The organism is Candidatus Nitrosopumilus sp., assembly GCF_040878665.1.
GTDB lineage: Archaea > Thermoproteota > Nitrososphaeria > Nitrososphaerales > Nitrosopumilaceae > Nitrosopumilus.
In genome coordinates this window covers 85742-110608 of the sequence record NZ_JBBDLU010000003.1, presented here as the reverse complement: position 1 = coordinate 110608, position 24867 = coordinate 85742, and the positions used below count along the sequence as shown (strand labels likewise).

General features: G+C 27.0%; 23 protein-coding genes. 12 read left to right on the top strand and 11 right to left on the bottom strand.

What is annotated here, in order from left to right:
- The first annotated feature begins 18 nt into the window (after positions 1-18).
- Both WDZ98_RS03160 and WDZ98_RS03155 read left to right on the top strand, forming a co-directional pair.
- Positions 19-900 carry an NAD-dependent epimerase/dehydratase family protein gene (locus tag WDZ98_RS03160; protein WP_368056993.1) on the top strand — a complete coding sequence of 294 codons (882 nt, stop codon included), beginning with the start codon at positions 19-21 and terminating at the stop codon, positions 898-900.
- 31 nt (positions 901-931) lie between these two features.
- Positions 932-2275 carry a nucleotide sugar dehydrogenase gene (locus WDZ98_RS03155; protein WP_368056992.1) on the top strand — a complete coding sequence of 448 codons (1344 nt, stop codon included), beginning with the start codon at positions 932-934 and terminating at the stop codon, positions 2273-2275.
- Here the strand turns inward: WDZ98_RS03155 and WDZ98_RS03150 are convergent.
- Entirely contained in the window at positions 2253-3827 is a 1575-nt protein-coding gene (locus WDZ98_RS03150) for an ArnT family glycosyltransferase (RefSeq protein ID WP_368056991.1), read from the bottom strand. The two genes, WDZ98_RS03155 and WDZ98_RS03150, sit on opposite strands and share 23 nt — an antisense overlap.
- Before the next feature lie 166 nt (positions 3828-3993).
- Here WDZ98_RS03150 and WDZ98_RS03145 point away from each other — a divergent pair, with 166 nt between their 5' ends.
- Both WDZ98_RS03145 and WDZ98_RS03140 read left to right on the top strand, forming a co-directional pair.
- Positions 3994-5331, top strand: a complete 1338-nt coding sequence (locus tag WDZ98_RS03145) for a sulfatase (protein ID WP_368056990.1) — start codon at positions 3994-3996, stop codon at positions 5329-5331.
- 118 nt (positions 5332-5449) lie between these two features.
- The gene (locus WDZ98_RS03140) at positions 5450-6946 is read left to right on the top strand and encodes a hypothetical protein (protein WP_368056989.1); all 1497 of its coding nucleotides are present in this window, start codon (positions 5450-5452) and stop codon (positions 6944-6946) included.
- A gap of 42 nt (positions 6947-6988) precedes the next feature.
- Here WDZ98_RS03140 and WDZ98_RS03135 read toward each other — a convergent pair whose 3' ends face one another.
- Positions 6989-7873: a glycosyltransferase family 2 protein gene (locus WDZ98_RS03135; RefSeq protein WP_368056988.1), complete on the bottom strand. Its 885-nt coding sequence runs from the start codon at positions 7871-7873 to the stop codon at positions 6989-6991.
- 102 nt (positions 7874-7975) lie between these two features.
- Here WDZ98_RS03135 and WDZ98_RS03130 point away from each other — a divergent pair, with 102 nt between their 5' ends.
- The gene (locus WDZ98_RS03130; protein WP_368056987.1) at positions 7976-8725 is read left to right on the top strand and encodes an NDP-hexose 2,3-dehydratase family protein; all 750 of its coding nucleotides are present in this window, start codon (positions 7976-7978) and stop codon (positions 8723-8725) included.
- 5 nt (positions 8726-8730) lie between these two features.
- The gene (locus WDZ98_RS03125) at positions 8731-9753 is read left to right on the top strand and encodes a Gfo/Idh/MocA family protein (RefSeq protein WP_368056986.1); all 1023 of its coding nucleotides are present in this window, start codon (positions 8731-8733) and stop codon (positions 9751-9753) included.
- Positions 9754-9762: 9 nt separating this feature from the next.
- On the opposite strand, the gene WDZ98_RS03120 is transcribed toward WDZ98_RS03125, so the two are convergent.
- From WDZ98_RS03120 to WDZ98_RS03095, 6 genes are all read right to left on the bottom strand, one after another.
- Positions 9763-10593 carry a class I SAM-dependent methyltransferase gene (locus tag WDZ98_RS03120; RefSeq protein ID WP_368056985.1) on the bottom strand — a complete coding sequence of 277 codons (831 nt, stop codon included), beginning with the start codon at positions 10591-10593 and terminating at the stop codon, positions 9763-9765.
- Complete coding sequence (locus WDZ98_RS03115) at positions 10593-11753, bottom strand: DegT/DnrJ/EryC1/StrS family aminotransferase (protein WP_368056984.1); 1161 nt, start codon at positions 11751-11753, stop codon at positions 10593-10595. The genes WDZ98_RS03120 and WDZ98_RS03115 overlap by 1 nt, the downstream gene beginning before the upstream one ends.
- Positions 11754-11777: 24 nt before the next feature.
- Entirely contained in the window at positions 11778-12968 is a 1191-nt protein-coding gene (locus tag WDZ98_RS03110; protein ID WP_368056983.1) for a glycosyltransferase family 4 protein, read from the bottom strand.
- Between the two features lie 84 nt (positions 12969-13052).
- Entirely contained in the window at positions 13053-13886 is an 834-nt protein-coding gene (locus tag WDZ98_RS03105) for a polysaccharide deacetylase family protein (RefSeq protein ID WP_368056982.1), read from the bottom strand.
- A 17-nt stretch (positions 13887-13903) separates the two neighbouring features.
- Complete coding sequence (locus WDZ98_RS03100; RefSeq protein WP_368060921.1) at positions 13904-15667, bottom strand: pentapeptide repeat-containing protein; 1764 nt, start codon at positions 15665-15667, stop codon at positions 13904-13906.
- A 55-nt stretch (positions 15668-15722) separates the two neighbouring features.
- A complete protein-coding gene (locus tag WDZ98_RS03095) occupies positions 15723-16247 on the bottom strand; it encodes a DapH/DapD/GlmU-related protein (protein WP_368056980.1) in 525 nt (174 codons plus the stop codon).
- Between the two features lie 148 nt (positions 16248-16395).
- Here WDZ98_RS03095 and WDZ98_RS03090 point away from each other — a divergent pair, with 148 nt between their 5' ends.
- The 4 genes from WDZ98_RS03090 to WDZ98_RS03075 are packed head-to-tail and all read left to right on the top strand — an operon-like array spanning position 16396 to position 19184.
- Positions 16396-18150: an HAD-IIIC family phosphatase gene (locus WDZ98_RS03090; RefSeq protein ID WP_368056979.1), complete on the top strand. Its 1755-nt coding sequence runs from the start codon at positions 16396-16398 to the stop codon at positions 18148-18150.
- On the top strand, positions 18150-18389 hold the full coding sequence (locus tag WDZ98_RS03085; protein ID WP_368056978.1) for an acyl carrier protein: 240 nt from the start codon (positions 18150-18152) through the stop codon (positions 18387-18389). Before WDZ98_RS03090 ends, WDZ98_RS03085 begins: the two co-directional genes overlap by 1 nt.
- Positions 18382-18810, top strand: coding sequence for a MaoC family dehydratase (locus tag WDZ98_RS03080; protein WP_368056977.1), 429 nt, complete (start codon positions 18382-18384; stop codon positions 18808-18810). The genes WDZ98_RS03085 and WDZ98_RS03080 overlap by 8 nt, the downstream gene beginning before the upstream one ends.
- Before the next feature lie 14 nt (positions 18811-18824).
- On the top strand, positions 18825-19184 hold the full coding sequence (locus WDZ98_RS03075; RefSeq protein WP_368056976.1) for a holo-ACP synthase: 360 nt from the start codon (positions 18825-18827) through the stop codon (positions 19182-19184).
- On the opposite strand, the gene WDZ98_RS03070 is transcribed toward WDZ98_RS03075, so the two are convergent.
- The 3 genes from WDZ98_RS03070 to rfbB are packed head-to-tail and all read right to left on the bottom strand — an operon-like array spanning position 19181 to position 22355.
- Positions 19181-20227, bottom strand: coding sequence for a glycosyltransferase family 2 protein (locus WDZ98_RS03070; RefSeq protein WP_368056975.1), 1047 nt, complete (start codon positions 20225-20227; stop codon positions 19181-19183). The two genes, WDZ98_RS03075 and WDZ98_RS03070, sit on opposite strands and share 4 nt — an antisense overlap.
- A gap of 52 nt (positions 20228-20279) precedes the next feature.
- On the bottom strand, positions 20280-21350 hold the full coding sequence (locus tag WDZ98_RS03065; protein WP_368056974.1) for a glucose-1-phosphate thymidylyltransferase: 1071 nt from the start codon (positions 21348-21350) through the stop codon (positions 20280-20282).
- Between the two features lie 39 nt (positions 21351-21389).
- Positions 21390-22355, bottom strand: coding sequence for a dTDP-glucose 4,6-dehydratase (gene rfbB, locus WDZ98_RS03060; RefSeq protein ID WP_368056973.1), 966 nt, complete (start codon positions 22353-22355; stop codon positions 21390-21392).
- Between the two features lie 123 nt (positions 22356-22478).
- On the opposite strand from rfbB, the gene WDZ98_RS03055 reads away from it, so the two are divergent.
- Positions 22479-22934, top strand: coding sequence for a WxcM-like domain-containing protein (locus WDZ98_RS03055; protein WP_368056972.1), 456 nt, complete (start codon positions 22479-22481; stop codon positions 22932-22934).
- A gap of 1 nt (position 22935) precedes the next feature.
- Complete coding sequence (locus WDZ98_RS03050) at positions 22936-24804, top strand: hypothetical protein (RefSeq protein ID WP_368056971.1); 1869 nt, start codon at positions 22936-22938, stop codon at positions 24802-24804.
- Positions 24805-24867 lie beyond the last annotated feature (63 nt).

Sequence of the window (24867 nt, the reverse complement as noted above, 5' to 3'; positions counted from 1 at the left end):
TAAAAAATTTCAATATTGTTGAAAATCCTAATTTTGGGTTCTGAAGGTTTTGTCGGAAATAATTTGGTTGATGGGTTATCAAAAAATCATCAAATTTTTTGTGCAGATATGATTCCAAATAGCTCTCACAAAAATTACACTCAATTTGATGTGACTAATTCTGAGAGTGTTATGAAAACTGTCAAAGATGTAGATGTCGTAATTGACCTTGTAGCACATTCATTAATTTCTTCAATAGAAGGACCCAGAAAAAATGCCGAAGTGAATGTTATTGGTTTATTAAATATTTTAGAGGCATGTAAAATAAACAAAATCAAAAAACTCATTTTTACCTCAGCTTCATCCTTGGTAGGTGAACCTAAAACTTTTCAAGTAGATGAAAGTCACACAGCTATTCCAAAAACTGCATATGGTATTACAAAATTAGCCTCAGAACATTACTTACGTCTTTACTCAGAATTGTATGGACTAAATTATGTAATTTTTAGATTTTTTAATATTTACGGACCTTATCAAAAAAATGGTCTAATTCCAACATTGTATAATAGAATTATTAATAATCAACCTTTAACAGTTTTTGGAAAAGGAGATCAAGTGCGAGATTATGTTTTCATAGAAGATATCATTGATTTTTTTGAAAAATCGTGTATTTCTGATATTGGAAAAAATTCTATTTTTAACATGGGTACAGGCAGTGGCACTACTATCAAAGAGATTATAGAAATTTTAACAAAAATCTTACAAATTGAGCCTGAAATTGATTTTCAACCATTAAGACCTGGTGAAATAGGAAATTTTGTAGCTAACACTGATCACTTAAAATCTATTTTTAATCAAATTCCTAATACTTCTATTCAAGATGGTATAGAAAAAACAATTAAGTGGTTAAAACAACATTGAATTAAAATAACAGCGTAAATGGAAATTAAATATGTCTGTATCTTTATTTAACAATATCAAAAATCATAAAAAAATCATATCAGTTTATGGATTGGGTAATGTTGGTGGATCCATTGCTGCAGTTTGGCTACGTTCAGGTGCAAAAGTAATTGGTGTTGATGTATCTAAAAAACTACTTAACGATATTAAAATTGGAAAATCCCATAAAAAAGAACCTTTTGTATCTGAAACTTTTACAAAGAATTTAGCTTTAGGAAATTTCATTTTATCAACTGATGGAATAGAAGCTTCAAAAAATTCTCATGTAAAAATAATTTCTGTACCTGTAGGACTAATTGGAAAGAAAGTTGATCTTGAAATTGTTAAAAAAGTAGGAAAAAATATTGGATTAGGCCTAAAAAAAAATGACGCTGTTGTTTTATGTCCTTCTGTGCCGCCAGGTACATGTGAAAAAATTCTCTTACCTGTTTTAGAGAAAACTAGTAAATTAAAAGGCGGAAAAGATTTCTTTTTAGTTTACAATCCAGAGAGAATCTATGAAGGAAGAGCTATTGAAGATATTGAAGAAAATTACCCTGCAATAGTGGCAGGATTGGATGAATCTAGTTTAAAATTTGGAAAAGAATTACTCTCTATTATTTCTAAAAAAGGTGTGTTGGAATTATCATCTATTGCTGCTGCAGAGGCTGAAAAAATTTTTGAGGGTGTATATAGAGATGTAAATATTGCACTTGCAAATCAATTAGCTGACTTATCTTCTAAACTTGGATTTAATTATTGGGAAGCAAGAAAAGCTGCTAATTCTCAACCCTTCTGTCATTTACATTATCCTGGAACTGGTGTAGGTGGATTTTGTATTCCTGTTTATCCAAGATTTGTCATTGAATCTGGTGAAAAAATAGGTAAATCTTTGGAATTGTTGAAGTATTCACGAGACATTAATGATTTCATGCCTAAAAAATGTGTCAAAGATGCACTTTCAATGCTTACTAAATATAAAAAATCTAAAAAAGATTTGAAAATTACTATTTTGGGTTTAGGGTTTAGGGGAGACGTAACTGATTCCAGATTGTCACCTACATATGATGTTGCTAAAGAATTCTTACGTTATGGAAAAGTAACTATTCATGATCCATTTATTTTTGAAGATTCAAATCTACCAAAAAATATAACCTTAACTTCCTCATTAACTGAATCTTTAAAAAATGCTGATCTAGTTTTTGTTTCCACTGAACATAAAATGTATCAAAAACTTAAAACTTCTTCATTTTCCGAAACTAAAAAACCTACTTTAATATTTGATGGACGAAACGTATTAGATAGAACAAAAATCCAAAATGCACACATTCGAGTTATTGGAATGCCATTTGATTAGCATCAAATATTTCATAGTTTATTCTTAATAATTTTAATTCTTTACTAAATCCTAATTCTTTTGAATCTAATTCAACACTAAGGTAAGGGATTCCTTTATAATTAATAAACAATTTTGAAATAAACTCTGGTTGATTTAATGATTCTTTTTCAATAATTATGTGTGTTAATTGATTTTCTCTGCCTGCTTTTATGAATTCCTCTAAGGATTTTGATTTTTCATCATACGTTATAATTGGTTTTTCTATTATATCGTTTTTCAAAATTGGAAAATTATTATTTAATATATGAGTGATTTTGATGTATTCAATTCCACTATATTGATTAATTCCATTGCTTTTTTGTGATATTATTTTTGCTAATTCATATTGTTCTTCAGATTCGCTTACATTCAATCCTTTAATCTCTAAATACCCTATTGATGTAACTACAATTCCAATTATCATTATGGTAAATATTAAAGATCTTTTTTTAATTTTCTTTTCAAATAACTGTATTGAATAAACTGTTAGCAGACTAAATACTGGAAATAAAATATACAAATAACGTGTTTCATGAAATTCTCTTGAAAATGCATATAATGAAGGAATTAGCATGAATAAACTATAAAGAATTATTGTAAGTTTTTTATGATCAATATTTTGATATTTTTTTTGACTAATTATTACAAAGAATGCTATAACTATGAATATTATGAATGTGGGTATTGTTATCCAACCACTAAATTTGACTAAATTGATAATCGTGGTAATTGTTGCATCAAGAAAATATAGATTATTCTTTTCATTTATTGGGTATTGAGAAATATTTGAATGGGCTACTGCTCCTGCAGATACATGACTTAGAAAACCATCCTGACCTGTTGTGTCAATCCTAATCACGGTCATAGGTAAAAGTACTAAAATAAAAATCCCTAATGCAAGAAAATATTTTAGAATAAATTTTTTGCCTCTGAATCTAATAAAAAACATAATTGAAAATGGAATTATAATTAACAATCCCTCATATCTAACTAAAGCAAATAATGCTGCAATTCCAAAGCTTAAGTAAACAATTTTCATATTTTTACTAAGAAATAAAAACAATGAAGTAATTCCTAGTAACAGATAACTTGCTTCAGTAATTCCTAAGATGGAATTTATAATTAATCTTGGTTCTAAAGCAAATAATGATGCTCCAATAACCGAATAAAATTTCCCAACAAATCTTCTACATAATAAATAAACTGGAAAAATTGTAATTGTAGATATGACTATTGATACAATTCTTTGAGTTGCCATATAATCAAGAACATTATCTGATGGAATAATATAGAAAAAAATTGATAAAAATGTTGGCCAAGCATTATTAGGAAAGTTAGGTCCATAAGGAAAATGACCAAGTATACTCAAATCATTTGCGTAGAAAAAATACGCTAATCCATCTAATGTTATTGGTAAATTAAATGGAGTATAAATTAGTCTGATAGATATTGCAAGTATTCCAATTATGGATAAAATACATATTGATTTTTTATCAATCAACTTTTCTGTTAAATTATTTTCATTGATCATGTATTTACAATTCATATGTTTTAATTGATTATATACTTTGAAGAAATCCTATTTCCAACTTAGATTTTGTTTTTTGATTCATTTACAAAACATCCATTCCTAATTTAAAATTATTACCTAAAAACTAACCATTAACATTTAATTAATAATTAATATAATTTTTTACATGACACCAAATATCTTGTTTATTACAATTGACTCTTTAAGATCTGATAGATGCTATGGTAAAAATAAATCCTCTATTTTACCATGCATTGAATCTCTTATTGATAAAGGAGTATATTTTTCACAAAATTTTGTTTCGGTTGCACAAACAATGACAAGTTTATCTAGTATTTTCACTAGTGTGTATCCTATTAAATCTAAGAACATTCAATCTAATTTTAATAAAATTTCTACAACATACTTTGATTTTCTTAAAAATAATAATTATTATACATGTTGTTGTGTACCTGATCTTTATTTTCTAAAAGAAATGTCTACTACTTTCGATGATCAGATTGTTTATCCTTATGTTGAGACAACATCTCATATTCACATATCAGATGATCTTGGTAAGAATATTTTGGATAAATTAAATAATTTTGAATCTTCAATTCCTTGGATTTTTTATATTCACTTAATGGATCTTAAGGATCCTAAAGTAGGTTCGTCTAATTTTGATAATTCTAAATATGGGAAATCTTCATACGAAAAAAATTTATCTATAATTGATGTTTGGTTAGGGAAGATTATTAATAAAATTGATTTTTCTAATACCTTAGTAATAGTATCTGCTGATCATGGTAAGTATATTCCTGTTAATGGAAAGGACATCACAGATATTCCTACAATCCAAAAAATAATGAGTAATGGTAAGAAAATTTTACCATTTTTGACACCTTTGGGGGTAAAATGTTTTCATATTTTTCAAAAATTTGCAAAAAAAACTCGAGAAAGAAAACTAAAATCTGTTTATACTGATTATGAAATGAGATCATTTACTAATGAAATTAATTCAAATCTATATGATGAAATTTTAAACACTCCTCTAATAATAACTGGCTGTGGAATTAATTCTTCTAAACCTATATCTGAAATGGTGAGAAGTATAGATATTTTTCCCACAATTATTGAATTGATTGGATTAAAAAATAATATGAGTACTAAAAATGGTAGAAGTTTACTTCCTTTAATTAATGGAGCACAATTTGATGAAATTCCAATTTATTTACAAAGTCCTATTTATCCTACAAAACTAAATGATACTGTTGGAATAAGGACTTCAAAATTTAAATATTTTAGAAATCGGGAAGATCAATCAAAAGATATTCATTTATTTGATCTCCAAAATGATCCTCAAGAAATAACAAATGTAGCACATTTAAATAAAAAAATAATTGACAAGATGGAGTTTTTTTTGAATAATATTTATGATAATTTTTCTGAAATGGAATCACAAGAATTCTCTGATCAAGAATTAAAGAAAATTGAAGATGAATTACACAAATTGGGGTATATGTAAATTTAATTTTTCAAATAATTTGTTTATAAGCATAATTATGTTATAATATACTCAAAAATTGATTTTGAGATTAAAAAATAATAAAACATTATGAATAACCCTATTGTCTACGTTAATGATGTCTAACATTCGTGTGACCTATTCTGGATTATTTTTCTTCATTATCGGAATTATTACAATTTTTACTGGTTTAGCATTCATGTTAATTATAACTAGAAGCTTAACTTCTCAAGAGTATGGTACTTGGAATTTAATTAACGGATTAATCATGTATGCTGCTATTATTCAGCCGGTGACATCATATTGGGTAACTAGAGAAATTGCAAGAGGTGAAAAATCTGGAAAAACAGCAGTTTTTTCAAATGGATTATTTTCATCTGTAGGAATTCTGATTTATCTATTAGTGGCATTTTTCACAAGTAATCAGACTGATGTAAATCAACAAATTCTATTCTTTGGTGTTTTGCTTGTTCCTATTTTATTCCTAAATGGTGTTCTCGGTTCAATAAATATGGGATTTAAACCTCATGCAACAAGTATTGGACAATTTTTCCTAGAAATATCAAAAATTCCTTTAGCTCTGTTTTTTGTATATTTTCTAGATTTTGGTGTATCTGGAATAATACTTGCAGTATTTCTAGGACACATTCCAAGTATATTGTTACTTAGTTATTCTGCAAGAGAAAAAATTGTAGGTACAATAAAAAAAGAATTATTTAAAAAATGGATAAAACTTTCATGGATTTCTCTTTATCCTGGAATTGGTTCATTATTAAGATCCTTAGATATTTTAATTTTTTCAGTAATAACTGGTAGTGTGATAGGCCTTGCATATTATGGAGCCGCTTGGAGTGTTTCAACCTTAGCTGTTCATTCTGGGTCGATTTCTGCAGCAGTATATTCAAAATTATTGGGGGGAGGAAAAGCAGATTACTTAGAAGATAACATTACTCAAATCTTTTATTTTGCAATTCCGTTATCTGCAATTTCTATAACATTTGCAAGACCTGGGCTATTTGCATTAAATCCTATTTATGAAATTGCTGCACCTTTAGTATTGATTATGACAATGCGTGTAATTTTAGATACTTTCAATAAAACATTTGAACAATTTATCACAGGTGTAGAAAAAGTTGATATTAATTCAAAATCAACATTCAAAAATTATGTAAAAAGTAAATTATTTGTTATTCCCACAATTAGACTAATTCAAAATGGCGTCTATATGGTTCTCTTAATAGGAGGATTAATATTTTTAAGTTCTAATGATTTTGAATTTGATTTATTAATTTATTGGGTATTGTTGGGATTTTTTGTTTCTATTCCTACCACAATTTATTTATATATTTTAGTTCATAGAAATTTTCAAATTAAAATTGATTTTAAACGAATAATAAAATATTTATTTATTTGTTTAGTTACTTTTGTTCCAGTATTTCTCTTAGCAGAACAATATTTAGACTATGATGAAAGAATAATTGTTTTTTTACCTAATCTTTTGGTATTCATTGGCTTAGCTATAGGCGGATATCTCTTACTAACTTGTCTTTTAGATCTGAAAACAAAACAATTGTTTAATTCAATTATTACCGAAATTAAGACTAAATTAAAATAATGTTTTTTAGGTGTTAAAAAATCAATATTATTTTTTAATATTTTATTCACGTTCTCTAACAACAGTGACTAATGAAAATAATAGAATTGCTGTAACTATCAGAATCGTACCTAAAATAGTGGCCCCTATTCCTATCAATGAAATGTTTGTAATTATCTGTCTTGATTCCCCAAATATTTGAATAGTCCATACTATGAAAAATAATCCTGTGATAAGAAATGTTAGTCCCGGAATTCCATAAAATTTTAGAGGATGTTCAATTGAAATAAATTTCATAGTACTGAGTATTACTGAAGTTCCATGTGAAACTGGATTATGAGTTGATGTATCTCCATCATACAAAACTTTGATTGGTACTTCAATAATTTTAAATTTTTTTGAATTAGCTTTGATTAAAATTTCTGTTGATACACCCATTCCTTGATCTGATGGAGTGATTTCCTTTAGAACATTTTGATTGTATGCTCTAAATCCACTTTGTGAATCAGTTAACTTTTCATTTAATGATGCATTAGTTAATTTTGTAATTGCTTTAATTCCTATCTTTCTATATTCTGGAATTTCTCTAGTATCTTCATCGTTAAGAAATCTTGAACCAATTACAATATCTGCACTATAATTTTTTATTGGCGTTAAAACTGTCTCAATATCTTCAATTCTATGTTGTCCGTCTGCATCAAATGTAACCAAAACATCTACATTCAATTCCTTGGCTTTAAGAAAAATACTTCTTATTCCAGATCCATACCCCAAATTTTTTTCATGTTTGATTACAATTGCCCCTAATTCTTTTGCTATTTTTCCAGTTAAATCATTTGAACCGTCATCACAAATAATAATCTTATTTGTAATCTTTTTTAATTTTAAAATAATTGAAGCGATATTTTTTTCTTCGTTATATGCAGGAATACCAATTGCTATCTCCAATTTAATCACTAATGCTTATCAAATATTATCCATTGTATTCTATAAGGTTTATTAATTTTATTCTAATAGAAGATATAATTAGACAGTATTTCAAGAATTAACATGATAGTTGAAGAAATAAAAGAAATTTTGAAAAAATATGATTATGGCCAAAACTCTGAAACTACATCTCGAATTGAAGCAATGTTAGAATCAATTCGAGATGATAATCAACTCCACAAACTTGATTATGTTATTGAGTGGTTTAACAAAAAAAGAGAAGAATCAGATATGATTGTAGAAGAAATTGACATTAATGATTTACAGAAATGGAGTGTAGATAAAAAATCTGGAAATATTCGTCATGATTCAAATGGATTTTTTGAGATTATTGGAATTAAAGTTTCTAATACATTTGATCGTGAAGTTGGAAAAAAAGGATGGACCCAACCTATAATTGCAAAAAATCCAGGTGGTATTCTTGGTTTACTAACGAAAAAAATCAACGGCATTCCACATTATCTACTTCAAGCAAAAGCAGAACCCGGAAATATTGGTAAATTACAATTATCTCCAACTCTTCAAGCAACCACAAGTAATCTCCTTAAAGCACATGGTGGGATAAGGCCTCTTTTTGCAGAATATTTTGACAATCCAAAAAATGCAAAGGTAATTTATGCAAAATGGCAATCAGAAGATGGTGGAAGATTTTATTTAAAATCAAATTATAATATGATTGTCGAAGTGGACAAAGATGAAAAATTTGAAATACCTGACTATTTTATTTGGGTGACTCTATATCAAATAAAACAATTATTAAAAATTGAAAACTTTGTTGGTCCCCATATAAGAGGTATCATATCTTATCTATAGAAAAATTGACTCCTATTAGATTTGGAATTATTGGTTGCTCAAGAATAGCCAGACGTTCAGTAATTCCTGCCATCATTAAATCAGAATTTTCAGAATTGGAATTTATCGGTAGCAGATCTACTGAAAAAGCAAAAGAATTTTCAAAAGAATTTAATTGTAAAAAATTTGGTATGTATGAAGACGTAATATCTGATAAAAATGTTGATGCTGTATACATTTCGACTCCTATTGGAACACATGAAGAATGGTCTGTTAAAGCAGCTTTAGAAGGAAAACACATCTATTGTGAAAAATCCTCTACTACATCATTTGAATCTGCAAAAAACATGATTGAATGTTCAAAACAAAATAATGTTAGAATTATGGAGGGGTTTATGTTTAGATTTCATCCTCAACATAAAAAAGTGAAAGAATTGATTGATACAAATAAAATAGGTGATTTAATTTCATTTGATGGGAAATTTGGATTTCCTGCATTTCCTGAAGGAGATATTCGTTATAATAAAGATCTTGGTGGAGGTTTTCTAAATGATTCTGGATGTTATCCAATTGCTGCAAGTAGAATGATCTTTGATAAAGAGCCTGTAAGCGTATCGTGTAATTTATCTATAGATCCAAAAACTGATGTGGATATTAGAGGAACTTCATACTTGGTTTTTGACAATAAAAATACAGCCTCTATAACTTATGGAAATGGAAATTATTATCAGGCTAAATATGATTTATGGGGATCAGAAGGAATTATTTCTTCAGAAAGAGCATATTCAGTTCCCATAAATTTTGAAACCAATATTAAATTACAATTCAGTTCTAATCATGATTGGACTTCAAAAAAAGATGAAAATTATAAAATTACCCCAACAGATCATTTTCTTGAAATGATTAATGAATTCTGTTTAGATATATCTCAAAAACAGAAATCTAAAATTAATTTTGAAAATGAATTAGAAAATCAAGCTAAAGTAATGGAAGCACATAGACTTTCAAATAATAAACAAAGACTTGTAAGTTTAGATGAAATAAATTAGAAAAATCATTTATTTATGGAAGTAAATTGCTTGTCCAGTAGGTAATTTCATAAGAATTCCAGATTTTTTTTCAAAAAATAATTCAATAATGTTTTTTGTATCTTCATATTGATCCCATCCGTAATCATCAAAAATAATTACGCCTCCTGAAACTAATCTAGGATAAAAAAACTCTAAAGTGGCAAGTGTAGGTTTTGAAGAATTAAGGTCTATGTGTAAATAGAAAATTGATTCTGGAGATTCAGGTTTACTATTTAGCGAATCTGGAATATGACCTTTATGATATACTATATTATTTGAAAACTCACTTAGATTTTTTTTAGTCAAATCTATATCTAATTTTTTATATAAATTAACATGCCAAGATTCACTCTCTAAAAGTCCTTCTTCTTTCATATCTTCCCATGCATCATAGAGATGCATAGAGAATTTTGATCTTTCAATTTCATAAGAAATTGTCCTTAAAGCAAAAAATGCAGTATATCCCCATTCAACACCACATTCAACTAATGTATAATTTTCAGTTTTTGCAAATTTTATTGCATGTTTTACTGCATAAGTTATATTCCAATGCCTCCAACTAAGATCATTCATTATTTCCGAAGTTGTTCCTTGAATTTTTTTATCAAACATAAAATTTTTCATAATGAATTCATTTATTTCAAGAAATTTTTTTCCTTCATCATTTAACCACGGAGGTTCATGTATTGTTGTCATTCCCCAACCTGAGAATTTAGGTTTTTCAAAAAAATTCTTTTTTATGAAACTTAAGAATGGCCTCAATGTTGGATGTTTTGAATAAATTTCTTGACCGTATTTTATTAGATTATTTTTTTCCATTACTCATCAAATTTTTTAATACATTTGATAACTTTGTCTTGATATTTTTTTTCAATATTTGGAAATAATGGCAATGCCAAAATTTCATTATATGTTGTTGAACTATTTTTTACATTTGATAATTTACAAAATTCTTTGTATGCACTATACAAATGAATTGGCATCCAATAAACTGTTGTTCTGATCCCTTCTCCCTTTAATTTTTTGTATAATTGATTTCTTGATAATTTGAATGGTTTTCTAACTTTAATTGTATACAAATGATATGAATGATTTTTTGTCTTAACCATATCTGGTAATATTATGCCTGGAATGTTTTGTAATTTGGTATGATAATATAATGCCGCTTTTTTGCGTAATTCATTTATTTTTGTAATTCTTTTGAGTTGTGAAATTCCTAATGCAGCTCGAATTTCATCTAATCTATAATTATATCCAGGCTCAGTTATTTCAAAAACCCAAGGATATCCACTAGAATAACGACTTTTGAGAGATCTTGACATACCATGACTACGTAATTGTCTTAATTTTTCTGCCATTTTCTTTGAATTAGTAATTATCATTCCCCCTTCTGCGGTTGTAATGTTTTTTGTTGGATAAAATGAAAAACACCCAGAATTACCAAATGTTCCAACATGTTTTGAATTATAGAAAGTTCCTATTGCGTGAGCACAATCTTCTATAACTTTTAAATCATTTTCATTAGCAATTTTTAATATTTCATCTAAATTACAAACTTGACCGTATATGTGAACTGGAATTATTGCTTTAGTTTTTTTTGTTATATTTTTTTTTAAATTGGTAATTGACATAAAATAATCATCTTTATTGATATCTACAACTACTGGTTTTGCATTACAAGCTAGTATTGCATTGGCATCAGCAACAAAAGTGAGATCAGGTATAATCACCTCATCATTTTTTTTTATGCCTAATGCCATTAAAGATAAATGTAAAGCAGCAGTACAATTTGATACTGCAATTGCATATTTTGATTTTGTATATTTACAAAAATCTGACTCAAATTTTTCTAATTGAGGACCTAGTGTTAACATAGTTTGCTCTAATGCCTTGCTGACATTTTTTTTATCTTCTTTAGAAATCCATGGAATATATGCTGGAAATTTGATGTTAGGATCATTAAAAATATCTTTTTTCATTCTTTCACACTCTTTTTCTTGTATTTATTCTAATTTTCTCCCCAAAATTGTTTCGTATATTTTTAGAAAATTTTGAGCCATAGACACCGAATTACATTCTTCATGTACAAAATTATATCCTGCCATGCCAAGTTTTTCTCTTAAAATTGAATCATTTAGCAATTTTTCAGTTGCATCTGCTAATTCATTGGGATTTTTGGGTTCCACTAAAATACCGTTTTTCATATCTTGAACAGTATATGGAATTCCATGAGATTTTGTAGAAATTACAGGTTTCTTAAAAGCAAATGATTCTAAAGGAACTAATGGCGATAATTCCCATTGTGATGGGAGTATAAGAAATTCACTTTCTCCATATGCGGATATTACATCCACTCTAGGTGGGTTTTCTATTACAATAATTCGTTCTTTTAGATTAAATTTTTCTATTAAATTGTACATCTCTTTTTGATATCCAAAATCTACACCCATTATAACAAGTTGAATATTATCATTTTTTTTTTCATTAACCACAATATTGAAAGATTTGATCAAAGTTTCAATGCCTTTGCTTATTGAAAATCTTCCAACGAATAGTATAAAATTTGTATCAATATTATATTTAGTTTTAAATTGGATTTTACTTTCCAGTGATTTCAAATTTATTCCATTTCTAATTATTAATGTCTTTGATTTTTTATAAATTGATGAAAAAATATCTTTTTCATATTCATTAGCTGCACATACAGCTGAAGCATACTTTATAATATATTTGATATACCAATCTTGAATTCTATAGAGCAATTTCAAAAATATTCCAGATTCTTTTAAGAAAGGATGAGTTGTTAAACCCCCTTGATCTGACACAATAAGTGGAATGTTAAGATTCTTAGAAGCAAGCCATGCAATTATAGATTGAAAACTTCTTAACCCTATCGTGTGAATGATATCTGGTTTATCATTGATTATCTGTGAGTACATTGAAGGATTTACAAAGAATAATTTTACAGAAAACCATGAATGTGTTCTATTAATTTCAAATTTTTCAAATTTTTCAATCCTAGGTAACTCTTTATTGAATTTGTTTGCACCATTTGAAAAATCTAGATCAGTTGTGTATATAGTCACATCGTGACCTAAACATGATATTTCTCTTGCAATATCTACAGCCAAAAATGCGATACCACCAAACTGCGTAGCAGGAAATGAAGCAGGGCAAATAATAGCAATTTTCACAACTTTTTTTAAATTGTTGAATATTTGAGGGTTACTAGAAATAATTCTGTAAAAAAGAAATTAATTTTTTTATATTTTACATTTTTACTTATTTTTTCCTATATACTTTTCAAATGAAGTAAATTGAAATTTTTTAATAATTTTATCCATTCTAGAAAATGCTTTTTCCAAATTATGATATGTGATGAAATTATCTTTTGTAGATAAAGGGATTTTTTTCATGAATTCAGGTGCAAGCTCCCAAGAATGAATATAAAATGTAGCTGGAATGTTATCTTTTTCATAGGTTTTAATTGCATTTTCAATTATTTTTTGGGGAAGTATTCTAAGATAAAATCCCCCAGCTGCAGGTATTCTTTTGCCTAAAAATTTTGTTGTTAATAATGGAAATTCTATCAACTTTCCATTTGGGTTATCTTTTTCTAATGAATCACTTGAAATTCTATAAGGTTTCTTTGATGCATTGGGCATACCATACATGTTAGTTTTTGCAGGCATGATGCTACTATCATAAATATAATCATTTTTTTCTAATGAATCAATTGCCCATGATGTAGATTCGTTTAATGAAAATGTTGGAGATCTAAAACCTTTTGATTTTCCATTTGTAATTTTTTTAAATATTTTTAATTCCTCATCAAATTTTTCTTTATATCCCTTATCTACTAAATTATTATGATACATTGTATGAAATCCAATCTCATGTCCATTTGAAAGAATCTTATCAATCAATTCAGGTTTAAACTCTAATAATTCTCCAACAACAAAAAATGTAGCTAATGTTTCATTTTTATTCAACCAATTTAATATTTTATCAATTCCATTAATCACGGTAGGTTCTTTTTCTTCATTACCTAGATTTCTCTGAATAAGTTCAGGATGATACCAATCTTCAAAATCAATTCCTAATAAATTCATTTTTTAAAAATTTCCATTTAGAAATCAATATTTGTTCTAGATTTAAAATTTTTAGCATGTTCATCTGTTGTTTCATAGCTTGGACCCACTTGAATAATCTTTTGTACTATTTTACACAGAGCTCGATTTAACAGATCATCTGAAAAACAATAATCTTTGATTGTATATTCTGATATGGTAATATTTTCTAACTGTGCATTTTTTTTAAATATTAAACGTATATCTGAACCATTAAAATTACTATTTGTCAAATCTGCAGCTCCTACATCAGTCGCATATAATTTTGCATTTTCAAAATTGACATTTCTTAAATTTGCAGAATTCAAATATGCAAATGATAGATCAGCTCCTTTTAAATTAGAGTTACTAAGATTACTATTTTTCAGCATTGCATTTTGTAGTTGAATAAATTCTAAATTTTTATTTTCTAAATTAATATTTTGAAAAATTACTCCATTTAATTTAGCATATGTAAGATCAACATTTTCAATAGAAGTATTTGAAAATTTAGAACCATCAAAAATTGCACCCTTAATTTTTACAGAATTTAATTTAGCATTAGAAAAATCTACACCAAATAATTTTGTACCATATAGTGTTGCACCTGACAAGTTTGCACCATTTAATCTTGAACCACTCAGATCTGCTCTTGAAAGATTCACTCCAGTTAAATCTGCATTTTCTAGATTTGCACCTTGAAAATTAACTCCTAACAAATCGGCACCATTTAATTTAGCATTTGAAAAATCACTATTTGCAAAATTTGTTTGAGATAATTTTGAATTAACTAATGATGCATTTCTAAAATTACTATTAATTAAATTAGATTCTGAAAAATCTAAATTATCTAAAATTGCACCCGAGAAATCAGAATTTGGAAGATTTGATGACTTTTTAAGATTATTAATATTTTTTATTTTATCTGTATTTTTTACTAAATTTTCATAATATTTAATATTGGAAAAATCTATATCAATAAGTTTAGCATTAGAAAAATCTACATTTACTATCGTCGTTTTGTCAAATGATGATTTTTCAATTAGAGCATTTTTAACATTTACATCAATAAATATTGAGTTATCTAAATTACTGTTAATTAATTTAGTATTCATTAAATTTGCTCCTTCTAAAAATGCCCCAGACAAATCTGCATTTGTTAAATCAGAACCATATAGATTGGCATTTTTTAAAAATGCATTTGTTAAGATTGCATTTTTTAATTGTGATGAAGCCAAATTAACATATGCTAAATCTGCTCCCGTGAAGTCAGTATTATGCATAAATACATCTCTTAAATTCTGTCCACAAAAATTTGAATATGATGCATCTACATTGATAAATTTTGCTTCTAATAGAATTGTTTTGTATAGTTTTGTATGTCGCATGGATGAATTATTGAGTTCAGCTAATTCTAAATCTGCATCTCTTAGATTGGAGCCATCGAGAATAGCTTCTTCAAGATTTGCTTTAAACAAATTTGCTTCTCTAAGATCAACCCCATACAATTTAGCATTTTTTAAATTTGAATGACTAAGATTTGTTTCCGTTAGATCTGAACCACTTAAATTTGCATTTTCAAAATTTGCATTTTCAAAATTCTTGCCTCTTAAAGATAATCCAGTAAGATCACAATTAGAAAAATTTTTGGTTAATCCATTTTGAGAGTTTTTTTGAATACATCTATCTAATTTTTCATTATTGTCATTCTCTGAATACAAATCAATTGGAAATAATATGATTATAATTATAATTATAAATGAGAATGCTAAAATATATTTCACATTTTTTTAATGCACTTCAACTATAATAATTAACATTTTTCATAATCTCATTGTTTTAATGGTTAATTTTTTTAATCACTCTTCCAGGATTTCCTACTACAACACAATAATCTGGAACATCTTGTGTTACAACACTACCGACTGATATAATTGAATTTTCACCTATTGTTACACCAGCTGTAACTATTGCTCCTGGAAACAAAACTGCTCCAGATTTTATGTTTACTTCTGCTACTTTTCTTGGAAATTCACCATTTTTTAAAAATAAATTTGCTGCTGGATTATTATGAGCATAAACCATTACATTGGAACCAAATGTCACATTATCCTCAATTTTTACTAACTGAGGATATACCAAGTCTAATAATACATAAGGTGAAAAATGACAATTCTTACCAATACTTACACCTCTACTTCTTTGTACTTTTGCAGTAAATCCGGAATGTGGAGATGAATATGCAATAGTATGAAAAATCCAAGATTTGAGAAATTTCATTTTCATTTTCAAGTTTCCAAAAGAGCCTTCTAAACCATAATACTCCATTAACTCTTTTTCATTAACTTTAATTGGATCATCCATCTATATCACTCCTAAATTTATCAAATTTTTAATTCACGCCTATCTGATAAATGCTACTATTAGGTAAAAGGGTTCAAACAATCTGAAGTAATCATAGATTGTTCTCATGACAAATATTAAAAATATGTTATAATGTTTTAATTAATTAATGATCTCAAAAGAAAAATTATCCTATTATATCAATAAATCAAAATCTCTAAAACCTTCAGATTTTGATAAAACGACTAGAGTCGCATTATTAAGTAGTTTTACCATTAATGGATTTGAGGAAACATTACGAGTTAAATCTTATGAAGAAAATATAGGATGTTTTACTTATGTTGCAGGTTATAATCAATATCCTCAAGAAATTTTAAACAAAGATAGTGAATTATATAATTTCAAACCTGACATTACTTTTTTAATCCTTGACACAAGAACAATTTTGGGAGATTTATTTTATTCTCCATATTCAATTTCTTCTGATGAAAGAAAAAAAATAATTGATCAAAAATTTTTAGAAATTACCAATCTTGTTGATAAATTTGTAAGTAAATCAAAATCAAAAATCATTGTAACTAATCTACACATTCCTACATATTCTCCTTATGGATTATATGAAACAAAAATAGAGTATGGATTTCATTTCATGATTAATGATTTTAATACAAAACTCAACAAAAATTTTATGGAGAATAATTCTGTATACATATTTGATTTTAATCAATTTATTTCAAAGTATGGCGAGAATGATATTTTTAATATTAAACAATTTCTATTTGGAGATATTAAGATCGCGTTAGATTTCATTCCATCATTAGTAGATGAATTTTTGGGTTATGTTATTGCATCATTAGGATTATCAAAAAGATGTATTGTACTTGATCTTGATAATACTTTGTGGGGTGGTGTAATTGGTGAAGATGGATTTAACGGAATTCAATTAGGTTCTAATCCTCAAGGAAATGCTTATGTAGAATTTCAAAAATTTTTACTAGCGTTAAATCAAAGAGGTATTTTATTAGCAATAAATAGTAAAAATAATCTTGAAGATGCACTTCAAGTTATAGATGAGCATCCAGACATGGTATTACGAAGAGATAATTTTGCATGTATGAAAATTAATTGGAATGATAAAGTATCTAACATGAAAGAGATCTCTAAAGAATTGAATTTTGGCTTAGATAATTTTGTCTTTTTTGACGACGATCCAGTTAATCGAGAGTTAATGAAATCTAATTTACCTCAAGTTTATACTATTGACTTACCAAAGGATCCATCACAATATTCAACTATTCTTCAAAATATAAAACAATTCAATATTTTTCAATTTACAGAAGAAGATTCTAAAAGAAATCAAATGTATTTGGATCAACAAAAAAGAAAAGAATTTGAAGAGACAATCACAAATCTTGATGATTTTCTCAAACAATTAAATCTAAAAGTATCAATCAAGCCAGCTGATAAATTTACCATTCCTAGAATATCACAGTTAACGATGAAAACAAATCAATTCAATTTAACTACTAAAAGATACAAAGAAGAAGACATACAAAAATTTTCAGAAGATCCCAATTATTTTATCGGTTGTGCACAAGTTGTTGATAAATTTGGTGATAATGGAATTACTTCTGTATATATCATCAACAAAGAAAATAAAAAAGAATGGTACCTTGATACTTTTCTTTTAAGCTGTAGAGTAATGGGAAGAGAAATTGAAAAAGCCATATTTTCATATATTATTTCTAAAGCTAATGAAGAGGGTGTAGAAAAAATTCGTGCAAATTATATACCTACCCAAAAAAATAAACCCATAGAAAACCTTCTTTCCAATTGTGGATTTGAGCATGATCATGATTCATGGATTATTACTCCAAAACATGGCTTCAAATTACCTAATTATATTGTCCTCATTGAAGAATAATGTCTAGACGATTGTATGGTCTTATAGCTAGAGTTATGGATATTGATATTTCCATCATTAATGATAATTCCAGTCCTGAAACAATTCCTAGCTGGGATTCTTTTAATTCATATGTTTTATTAGATGAATTGGAAACAGAATTTAAAACTGAATTTTCTATTGATGAAGTAGTTGAAACAAAAAATGTATCTGATATCAAAAACCACCTTAAACATCATGGAATAGTTTTAGATGATTGACACACCTAATACTTTGACTTTTAAAGAAGTTGAAGTAGGCCATTCTAAAAAATTCACTTTAAAAATTGATTTAAAAATGTTAAATGATTTTGCAGATTTATCTGGTGATTATAATCCACTTCATATGAGTAATGAATATGCTGAGAAAACTCAATTTAAGAAGCCAGTTTGTCATGGAATGTTACTTGCTTCTTTCTTTTCTCGGTTAGTCGGAATGTACATTCCTGGAAAAAATTCATTATATTTTTCTCAAACTTTAAATTTTCGTTCACCTTGTTTTGTTAATGATATTGTTTCTATTCATGGAAAAGTTATAGAAAAACATAATGTAACTAAAATGATTACTATCAAAACTGAAATTCACAATCAAGATAGCGTTTGTATAGTTGATGGAATTGCAAAAGTTATAGTACGAGAATAACGTATTATAAATAATTGCAAAGTATTTTCGGAATAGGTATTGATATAGTAGATATAAATAAATTTAAAAAAAAACCTTTTCACACCAATTCCAGTTTTTACAAAAAACTTTTTTCAGCAAATGAAATCAAATATTGTTTAAAATTTAAAAATCCTTATGAACATTTTGCAGGAAAATTTTCAGTTAAAGAATCTGTCAAAAAAGCTATTTCACCTAAGATCAAATTTCTTGAAATTGAAACATCTCATAATCTTTCAAAACCTATTGTATCATTAACAGGTAAATATGGTAAAAAATTTGTATTAATTAGTTCAATTAGTCATGAAAAAGATCTAGCTGTTTCTTTTGTTATTGTACAACAAATTAAATCTTAAGATAGCAGAGTTTTTTTTGCTTTTTTGCTTAGTTTTACTATCATTGAATTAAAAAATTCACTTCCTCGTCCTCCAGAATTATCTGAAATACTTATTGCATCTGGAAATGTTTTGATTAACTCTAAATCTGATATAATTTTTTTGTCTTCTAATTCTTTTTGACGTTTTTTAATAATATCTCTATTTTTTCTAATTTCTCTTTCAGCATTAATTTTAGCCATAAGAAATCCTTTTGAAATATATGCTAACCATACTAATACATCTGTTAAAAATAATGTAAATTTCATTTTTGCAATTGTTTCTTTTGAATAATGTGTTAAAATACAATACTTTCGATTTCTTTCTAACCAAAAAAATTTTTTTGCACCCCATTGTAGAGTATAGCTTTTCACATGATAAATAATTGATTTTGGAACAAAATATGAAGAAATTCCTAACTGTGCTCCTCTCCATCCGAAATCCACATCATCATGATAAAGAAAAATAAATGAATCTAACAGACCAATTTTTTTAATGGTATTTGCTGATGTAAATAAGCATGTTCCAGCAGCATAACCTATTTTCTCAATTTTGTTCCGTTGATTTTTATCAACTATACCTACATCTCTAGAAAAACCAAATCCAAACAAATGAATCATGTTCCCCGTACTTTGTAAAATCCCTTTTTCATTTAATGAAAGTATTTTTGGTTGATAAATTCCTTCTCCAAACTCATCATGTGCTTTAAATAATTCTTCTAACCATTCTGGTTCTACAATTGTATCTGGATTCATTATGACAATGTATTCACCATTTGCATTTTGAATTCCGATATTATTTCCATCACAATAACCAAGATTAATTTTATTTTCAATTAATTTTACATCCTTGAATTCTTCTTTACATTTTTTATGACTGTTATCGGTTGACACATTATCTACTATGATAATTTCTAAATTTTGATAGTTTGAATTTAGTATTGATCTAATACCATTTATCAATAAATCCCCTGCATTATAATTTACTATTATTATGCTTACCAGTGGTTGATTTTCTTGTGACAATTGCTATTTTTTTATTTTCCTGTGTATAATATTCCTTGTTCTATAAATTATTCTAAAATAGAATTTTTGTACCTTCACCTAACAGAAAAATTCTCTCATTTTCATTATATTGTTCAGTAAATGTGATTGTGGAATTTTTTGAAATTATACTATTTCTTATTTTCAATTTTCCTTTGATAATACAATCAGACATGATTATAGATTCAGCAATATCTACTTCTGAAATTAATGTATTATTTCCAATGCTTATGTTTGGACCAATTTTAGTTTTTGATTCAATTATACAATTTTCTCCAATTATAACTGGTCCTTTAATTTCAACATCTTTTTGAATAATTGAATTTTTTCCTATCATCAATTTACCTTCAATTTTTGCTCCGTCTTCTTTTGTTCCATAAAAATAAGGTTCCATTTTATTTAAAATTGCACCATTTGCATGAATAATATCTTCAGGAGTACCTGTATCTTTCCAATAATCAGTGATCGTATCATAGATTATTTTATATTTATTTTCAAGAAGTATTTGTAATGCGTCGGTTATTTCCAACTCATTTCTCCAAGAGGGTTTTAAATTTTTAATCATTTTAAAAATGACTGGTGTTAGAAAATAAATTCCTGTCACTGCAAAATTTGTTGGTGGATTTTTAGGTTTTTCTATAATTTTTACAATTTGATCATTTTTTATGTCTGCAATACCAAATCTAGATGGGTCATCTACTTCACATAACAGAATCAATGCGTCTGCATCTGATTCTTCAAATTTTTTTGCAAAATTCTGAATATTTTTTTGAATAATATTATCTCCTAAAAATACTATAAATTTTTCATTTCCTATAAAATCTTTACATAGATTAATTGCATGTGCGATACCTCTTGGTTCATCTTGTTCAATGTAAGAAATCTTGACTCCAAATTTTGAACCATCTCCATAATATTCTTTGACTTTATTTGCTCCTAGTCCTCCTATGATGATAGCAATTTCTTTTGCGCCTGTCTCTTTGATAGAATTAATACAATATTCTGACATTGGTTTGTTTGCTATAGGTAACAATTGTTTTGGACCTGTGTGGGTTAATGGTCTTAATCTTGTTCCATGTCCACCATGAAGTAATATTCCTTTCATTCACTAACTTCTTTGAATGGTTTTATTTAGTCTCTACTACTAAAATGGGTTTGAAATCGTATCCCACCATTTTTGGTTTTTTAGGTACCATTCAATAGTTTCTTCAATACCTGCCTCAAAATTATGTTTAGGTCTCCAACCAAGTTTTTTTTTAATTTTTGTAGAGTCCAAACTATATCGAAAATCATGACCTGGTCTATCTTTAACAAATTCCATCAGTTCTGTTGATTTATTCATGATTTTTAAAATTTTTCTAATGATGAAATTATTTGTTACCTCATTTGAACCTGAAATATTGTATGACTCTCCTACCTTTCCTCTATGTAATACTTCTAGTAACGCATCACAATGATCATCTACAAATATCCAATCTCGTATATTTTCCCCTGTCCCATACACAGGAATTTTCTTATTCTCTTTAGCTAACATTATCACTTTTGGAATTAACTTCTCTGGATGTTGTCTTGGTCCAAAATTATTAGTACATCTAGTTATTATTACATCTAAATCATATGTAACATGATATGAATTAACTAGTAGTTCTGCAGAAGCTTTTGATGATGAGTATGGACTAGATGGATTCAATCTAAAATTTTCATCTGCAGAAATTGGCTTCTTTAAGCTTCCAAAAACCTCATCAGTAGAAATCTGAATCAATTTTTTCTTAAATTTTCTTATAGCATCTAAAATTGTATATGTTCCAATAATATTCGAATCTATAAATGGTCTTGGATTTGAAATACTTCTATCTACATGAGACTCTGCAGCAAAATTTATTACAATTTCGTTTTGTGAAACTAATTTATCTATAATTTTTTGATTTTGAATATTATTTTTTACAAAACCATACTTTTTGTTATTATATACATCTTTTAGGTTATTTGAATTTGAACCATACAGCACTGCATCAATATTTGTAATCTTATATTCTGGGTATTTGTTTAGGGTTTTTAATATGAAATTACTTCCGATAAAGCCTAATCCTCCGGTTACAAGAATTTTCATGATTAATTCATTTTTTTAAAGGAAATAATGTTTTCCAATCTATTCTAGCATAATTTTTCACTACAAATTTCTGAATAAAACTTAATTAACTATGTCCAAAAATGATGTATTCAACTGATTTTTATGAAAAAACTAACTGATTATAGTATTGAACTAGAAAATCATCCTACAAAAGATATTGGAACTGAAAATGTAAATGGTTCTCTTTCTGTAATTTGGAGAGATTGGGATGGTTTAGTTGAAAATGAACCAAAAATGGTCTATGTAAGTTCAGTAAATCCAAATCAAGTAAAAGGACCACATATTCATACTAAACGGACTAGTTATTTTACCTGTATTCATGGTAAAGTTATTTTTATAATTAAAGAGCCATCTGGAAATTATTTGGAAATTGAATCATCTGAAGACAATCCTGTAATGATAATTGTTCCAAAAAATATTGCAACTGCTCATGTAAATTTATCTAAAACTATCTCTCGAGTTTTGACTTTGGCTGATATTGCTTGGAAACCAAATGATAATGAAATGATCAACACAACTTTTAATGATTATGATTGGAAAAAATGGAATTTAGACTAAATTGCAAACCTTATCTGAATTTATAATTTTATTTTCAAAAAATTCTAACATTTCTGAAATTCAAACAATGAACCAAAATAATGATTATAGTATAATTTCATTAGATTATGATGGACACAAAATATTACAATCTGAGAATATTGAACATGAAATTTCTGATACTTATCTTGATAGTAAAGATTTACAAACTATCCAAAAACTCTCTTACAAATTTGCAAAATGGTTTGAGGACAAAAAAATTTCCAAAATATTAGAATATGAAGGAATTAATCTTGGACTTTTAATACAAGTAGAATTTAATTATTTTCTAGTTCAATTTATAAAATTTTTTTTTGAAATTTCCAAAATTTCTTCTCAATTTCCACAGGCAACTTTTTTTGTATCTAAATCCTTATACGATTTAACATCTCTTTTTTCCAATAAAGTACACATGATTAATGATAAAGTTGATAATTATGAAAACTTCTATTATGATTCTGTTCATATACCATTACAGCTTGGTAATAAGACTTTTAGAATTAAAATCTCTAAAAACTCTTACAAAAAACTACAAAATGTTTTTGATAAAATTATTAATTTTATGTTCTCACCTAAAGATGTTGATTTTAAAAATTCCAAAAATTCTATACTTCTAGTTGAATTTGACACAATAAGATATCAAAGCATTTTTAAGGAATCTCGTAATTCAAAACTAAATACTGTAGGTTATAGTAGAAGACGACCTGCAATTTGGAACTTAGAATCTTATTCTATAATAAAAAATTCTGGTTGTAAAGTTCTTAGTTCATCTATTCTATTTAATAATGAATTAAAACAAATCATTACTAATGATCATACATCCATAGAATCTATGATTTCTTTATTATTATCACAAGAAAAATTTTTTAAATTTTTTTTTATGATCAATAATAAAACAGTATGGCCAGCATTAAAAGATACTTTCAAAACTTTAATTATAAAAAGATTTCACGAATCTATATTAGAAATTCAACTTGCAAAAAAAATTCTTACGAAATATAATTTTTCTTCAATTCTAGTTTGGTCTGAAATCGGTTCAACTGAACAAATTATGGTGAAATTAGCCAAAAAATTTGGAATTAAAGTAGTTGTTTTACAACATGGTCTATTTTTTGATTCAAATGATGTTGGTGCATTTGATATGAATGAGTCTCAAGGAGTTTTTCCTCATGATGCAGATTATTACATAGTTTGGGGAGATATAGAGAAAAATCATGCCATTAAAGGAGGAATTCCAGAAGAAAAAATACTCCCACTTGGAAGTCCTATTTTTGATAATCTTCCCTCTAATTCAATTTCTTCTGAAGAGTACATACTCTTGGCCACATCTGGACCTGTTCAAGAAAATGCTTTTGATCTTACTGTAAAAACAATTGAAAAAAATCGTCAAGTTATACGTGAAATATGCTCTATAGTAAATAAAATGGGAAAAAAACTAGTAATCAAAATCCACCCATCTCCTGATGAATTTGATCCAACCCAATTAGCTCAATCAATAAACTCTCAGTTTGTTGTTTTTAAAACTGGTGATATTTCTAAATTAATTGCTAATTCTTCTATATTTGTAGTAATTGATGTTTCGACCGTAATGCTTAATGCACAAATGATGAAAAAACCTGTTATTTCTATAATCACTAAAGATAGCGATTATGGTTTTCCTACAATAATTACATCTAATTCCTGTGTTTCCATTAACATAGAGGAGTTTGAAAAAACCCTTAACTCAATTTTAACTGATAAAAAATTATCAAATTCAATTATTAACAAGGGTGAAGAATATTCAAAACAATATGTTTTCAATCAGGGTTGTTCTGCCTTAAAGCTTTTAGACTTTTTAAATTCATTACAATAACTCATTTAATTTATTACAGTTTAAAGAATTATGAGAAAATCATTGACTCAAAGAAAAATCATA

What these genes read in the sequence shown, in the direction of transcription:
- WDZ98_RS03155 (WP_368056992.1), top strand. Translation starts at nt 932, where the DNA reads ATGTCTGTATCTTTATTTAACAATATCAAAAATCATAAAAAAATCATA.
- WDZ98_RS03150 (WP_368056991.1), bottom strand. Translation starts at nt 3,827, where the DNA reads ATGATCAATGAAAATAATTTAACAGAAAAGTTGATTGATAAAAAATCA.
- WDZ98_RS03145 (WP_368056990.1), top strand. Translation starts at nt 3,994, where the DNA reads ATGACACCAAATATCTTGTTTATTACAATTGACTCTTTAAGATCTGAT.
- WDZ98_RS03140 (WP_368056989.1), top strand. Translation starts at nt 5,450, where the DNA reads ATGTCTAACATTCGTGTGACCTATTCTGGATTATTTTTCTTCATTATC.
- WDZ98_RS03130 (WP_368056987.1), top strand. Translation starts at nt 7,976, where the DNA reads ATGATAGTTGAAGAAATAAAAGAAATTTTGAAAAAATATGATTATGGC.
- WDZ98_RS03120 (WP_368056985.1), bottom strand. Translation starts at nt 10,593, where the DNA reads ATGGAAAAAAATAATCTAATAAAATACGGTCAAGAAATTTATTCAAAA.
- WDZ98_RS03115 (WP_368056984.1), bottom strand. Translation starts at nt 11,753, where the DNA reads ATGAAAAAAGATATTTTTAATGATCCTAACATCAAATTTCCAGCATAT.
- WDZ98_RS03105 (WP_368056982.1), bottom strand. Translation starts at nt 13,886, where the DNA reads ATGAATTTATTAGGAATTGATTTTGAAGATTGGTATCATCCTGAACTT.
- WDZ98_RS03095 (WP_368056980.1), bottom strand. Translation starts at nt 16,247, where the DNA reads ATGGATGATCCAATTAAAGTTAATGAAAAAGAGTTAATGGAGTATTAT.
- WDZ98_RS03090 (WP_368056979.1), top strand. Translation starts at nt 16,396, where the DNA reads ATGATCTCAAAAGAAAAATTATCCTATTATATCAATAAATCAAAATCT.
- WDZ98_RS03085 (WP_368056978.1), top strand. Translation starts at nt 18,150, where the DNA reads ATGTCTAGACGATTGTATGGTCTTATAGCTAGAGTTATGGATATTGAT.
- WDZ98_RS03080 (WP_368056977.1), top strand. Translation starts at nt 18,382, where the DNA reads ATGATTGACACACCTAATACTTTGACTTTTAAAGAAGTTGAAGTAGGC.
- WDZ98_RS03065 (WP_368056974.1), bottom strand. Translation starts at nt 21,350, where the DNA reads ATGAAAGGAATATTACTTCATGGTGGACATGGAACAAGATTAAGACCA.
- rfbB (WP_368056973.1), bottom strand. Translation starts at nt 22,355, where the DNA reads ATGAAAATTCTTGTAACCGGAGGATTAGGCTTTATCGGAAGTAATTTC.
- WDZ98_RS03055 (WP_368056972.1), top strand. Translation starts at nt 22,479, where the DNA reads ATGAAAAAACTAACTGATTATAGTATTGAACTAGAAAATCATCCTACA.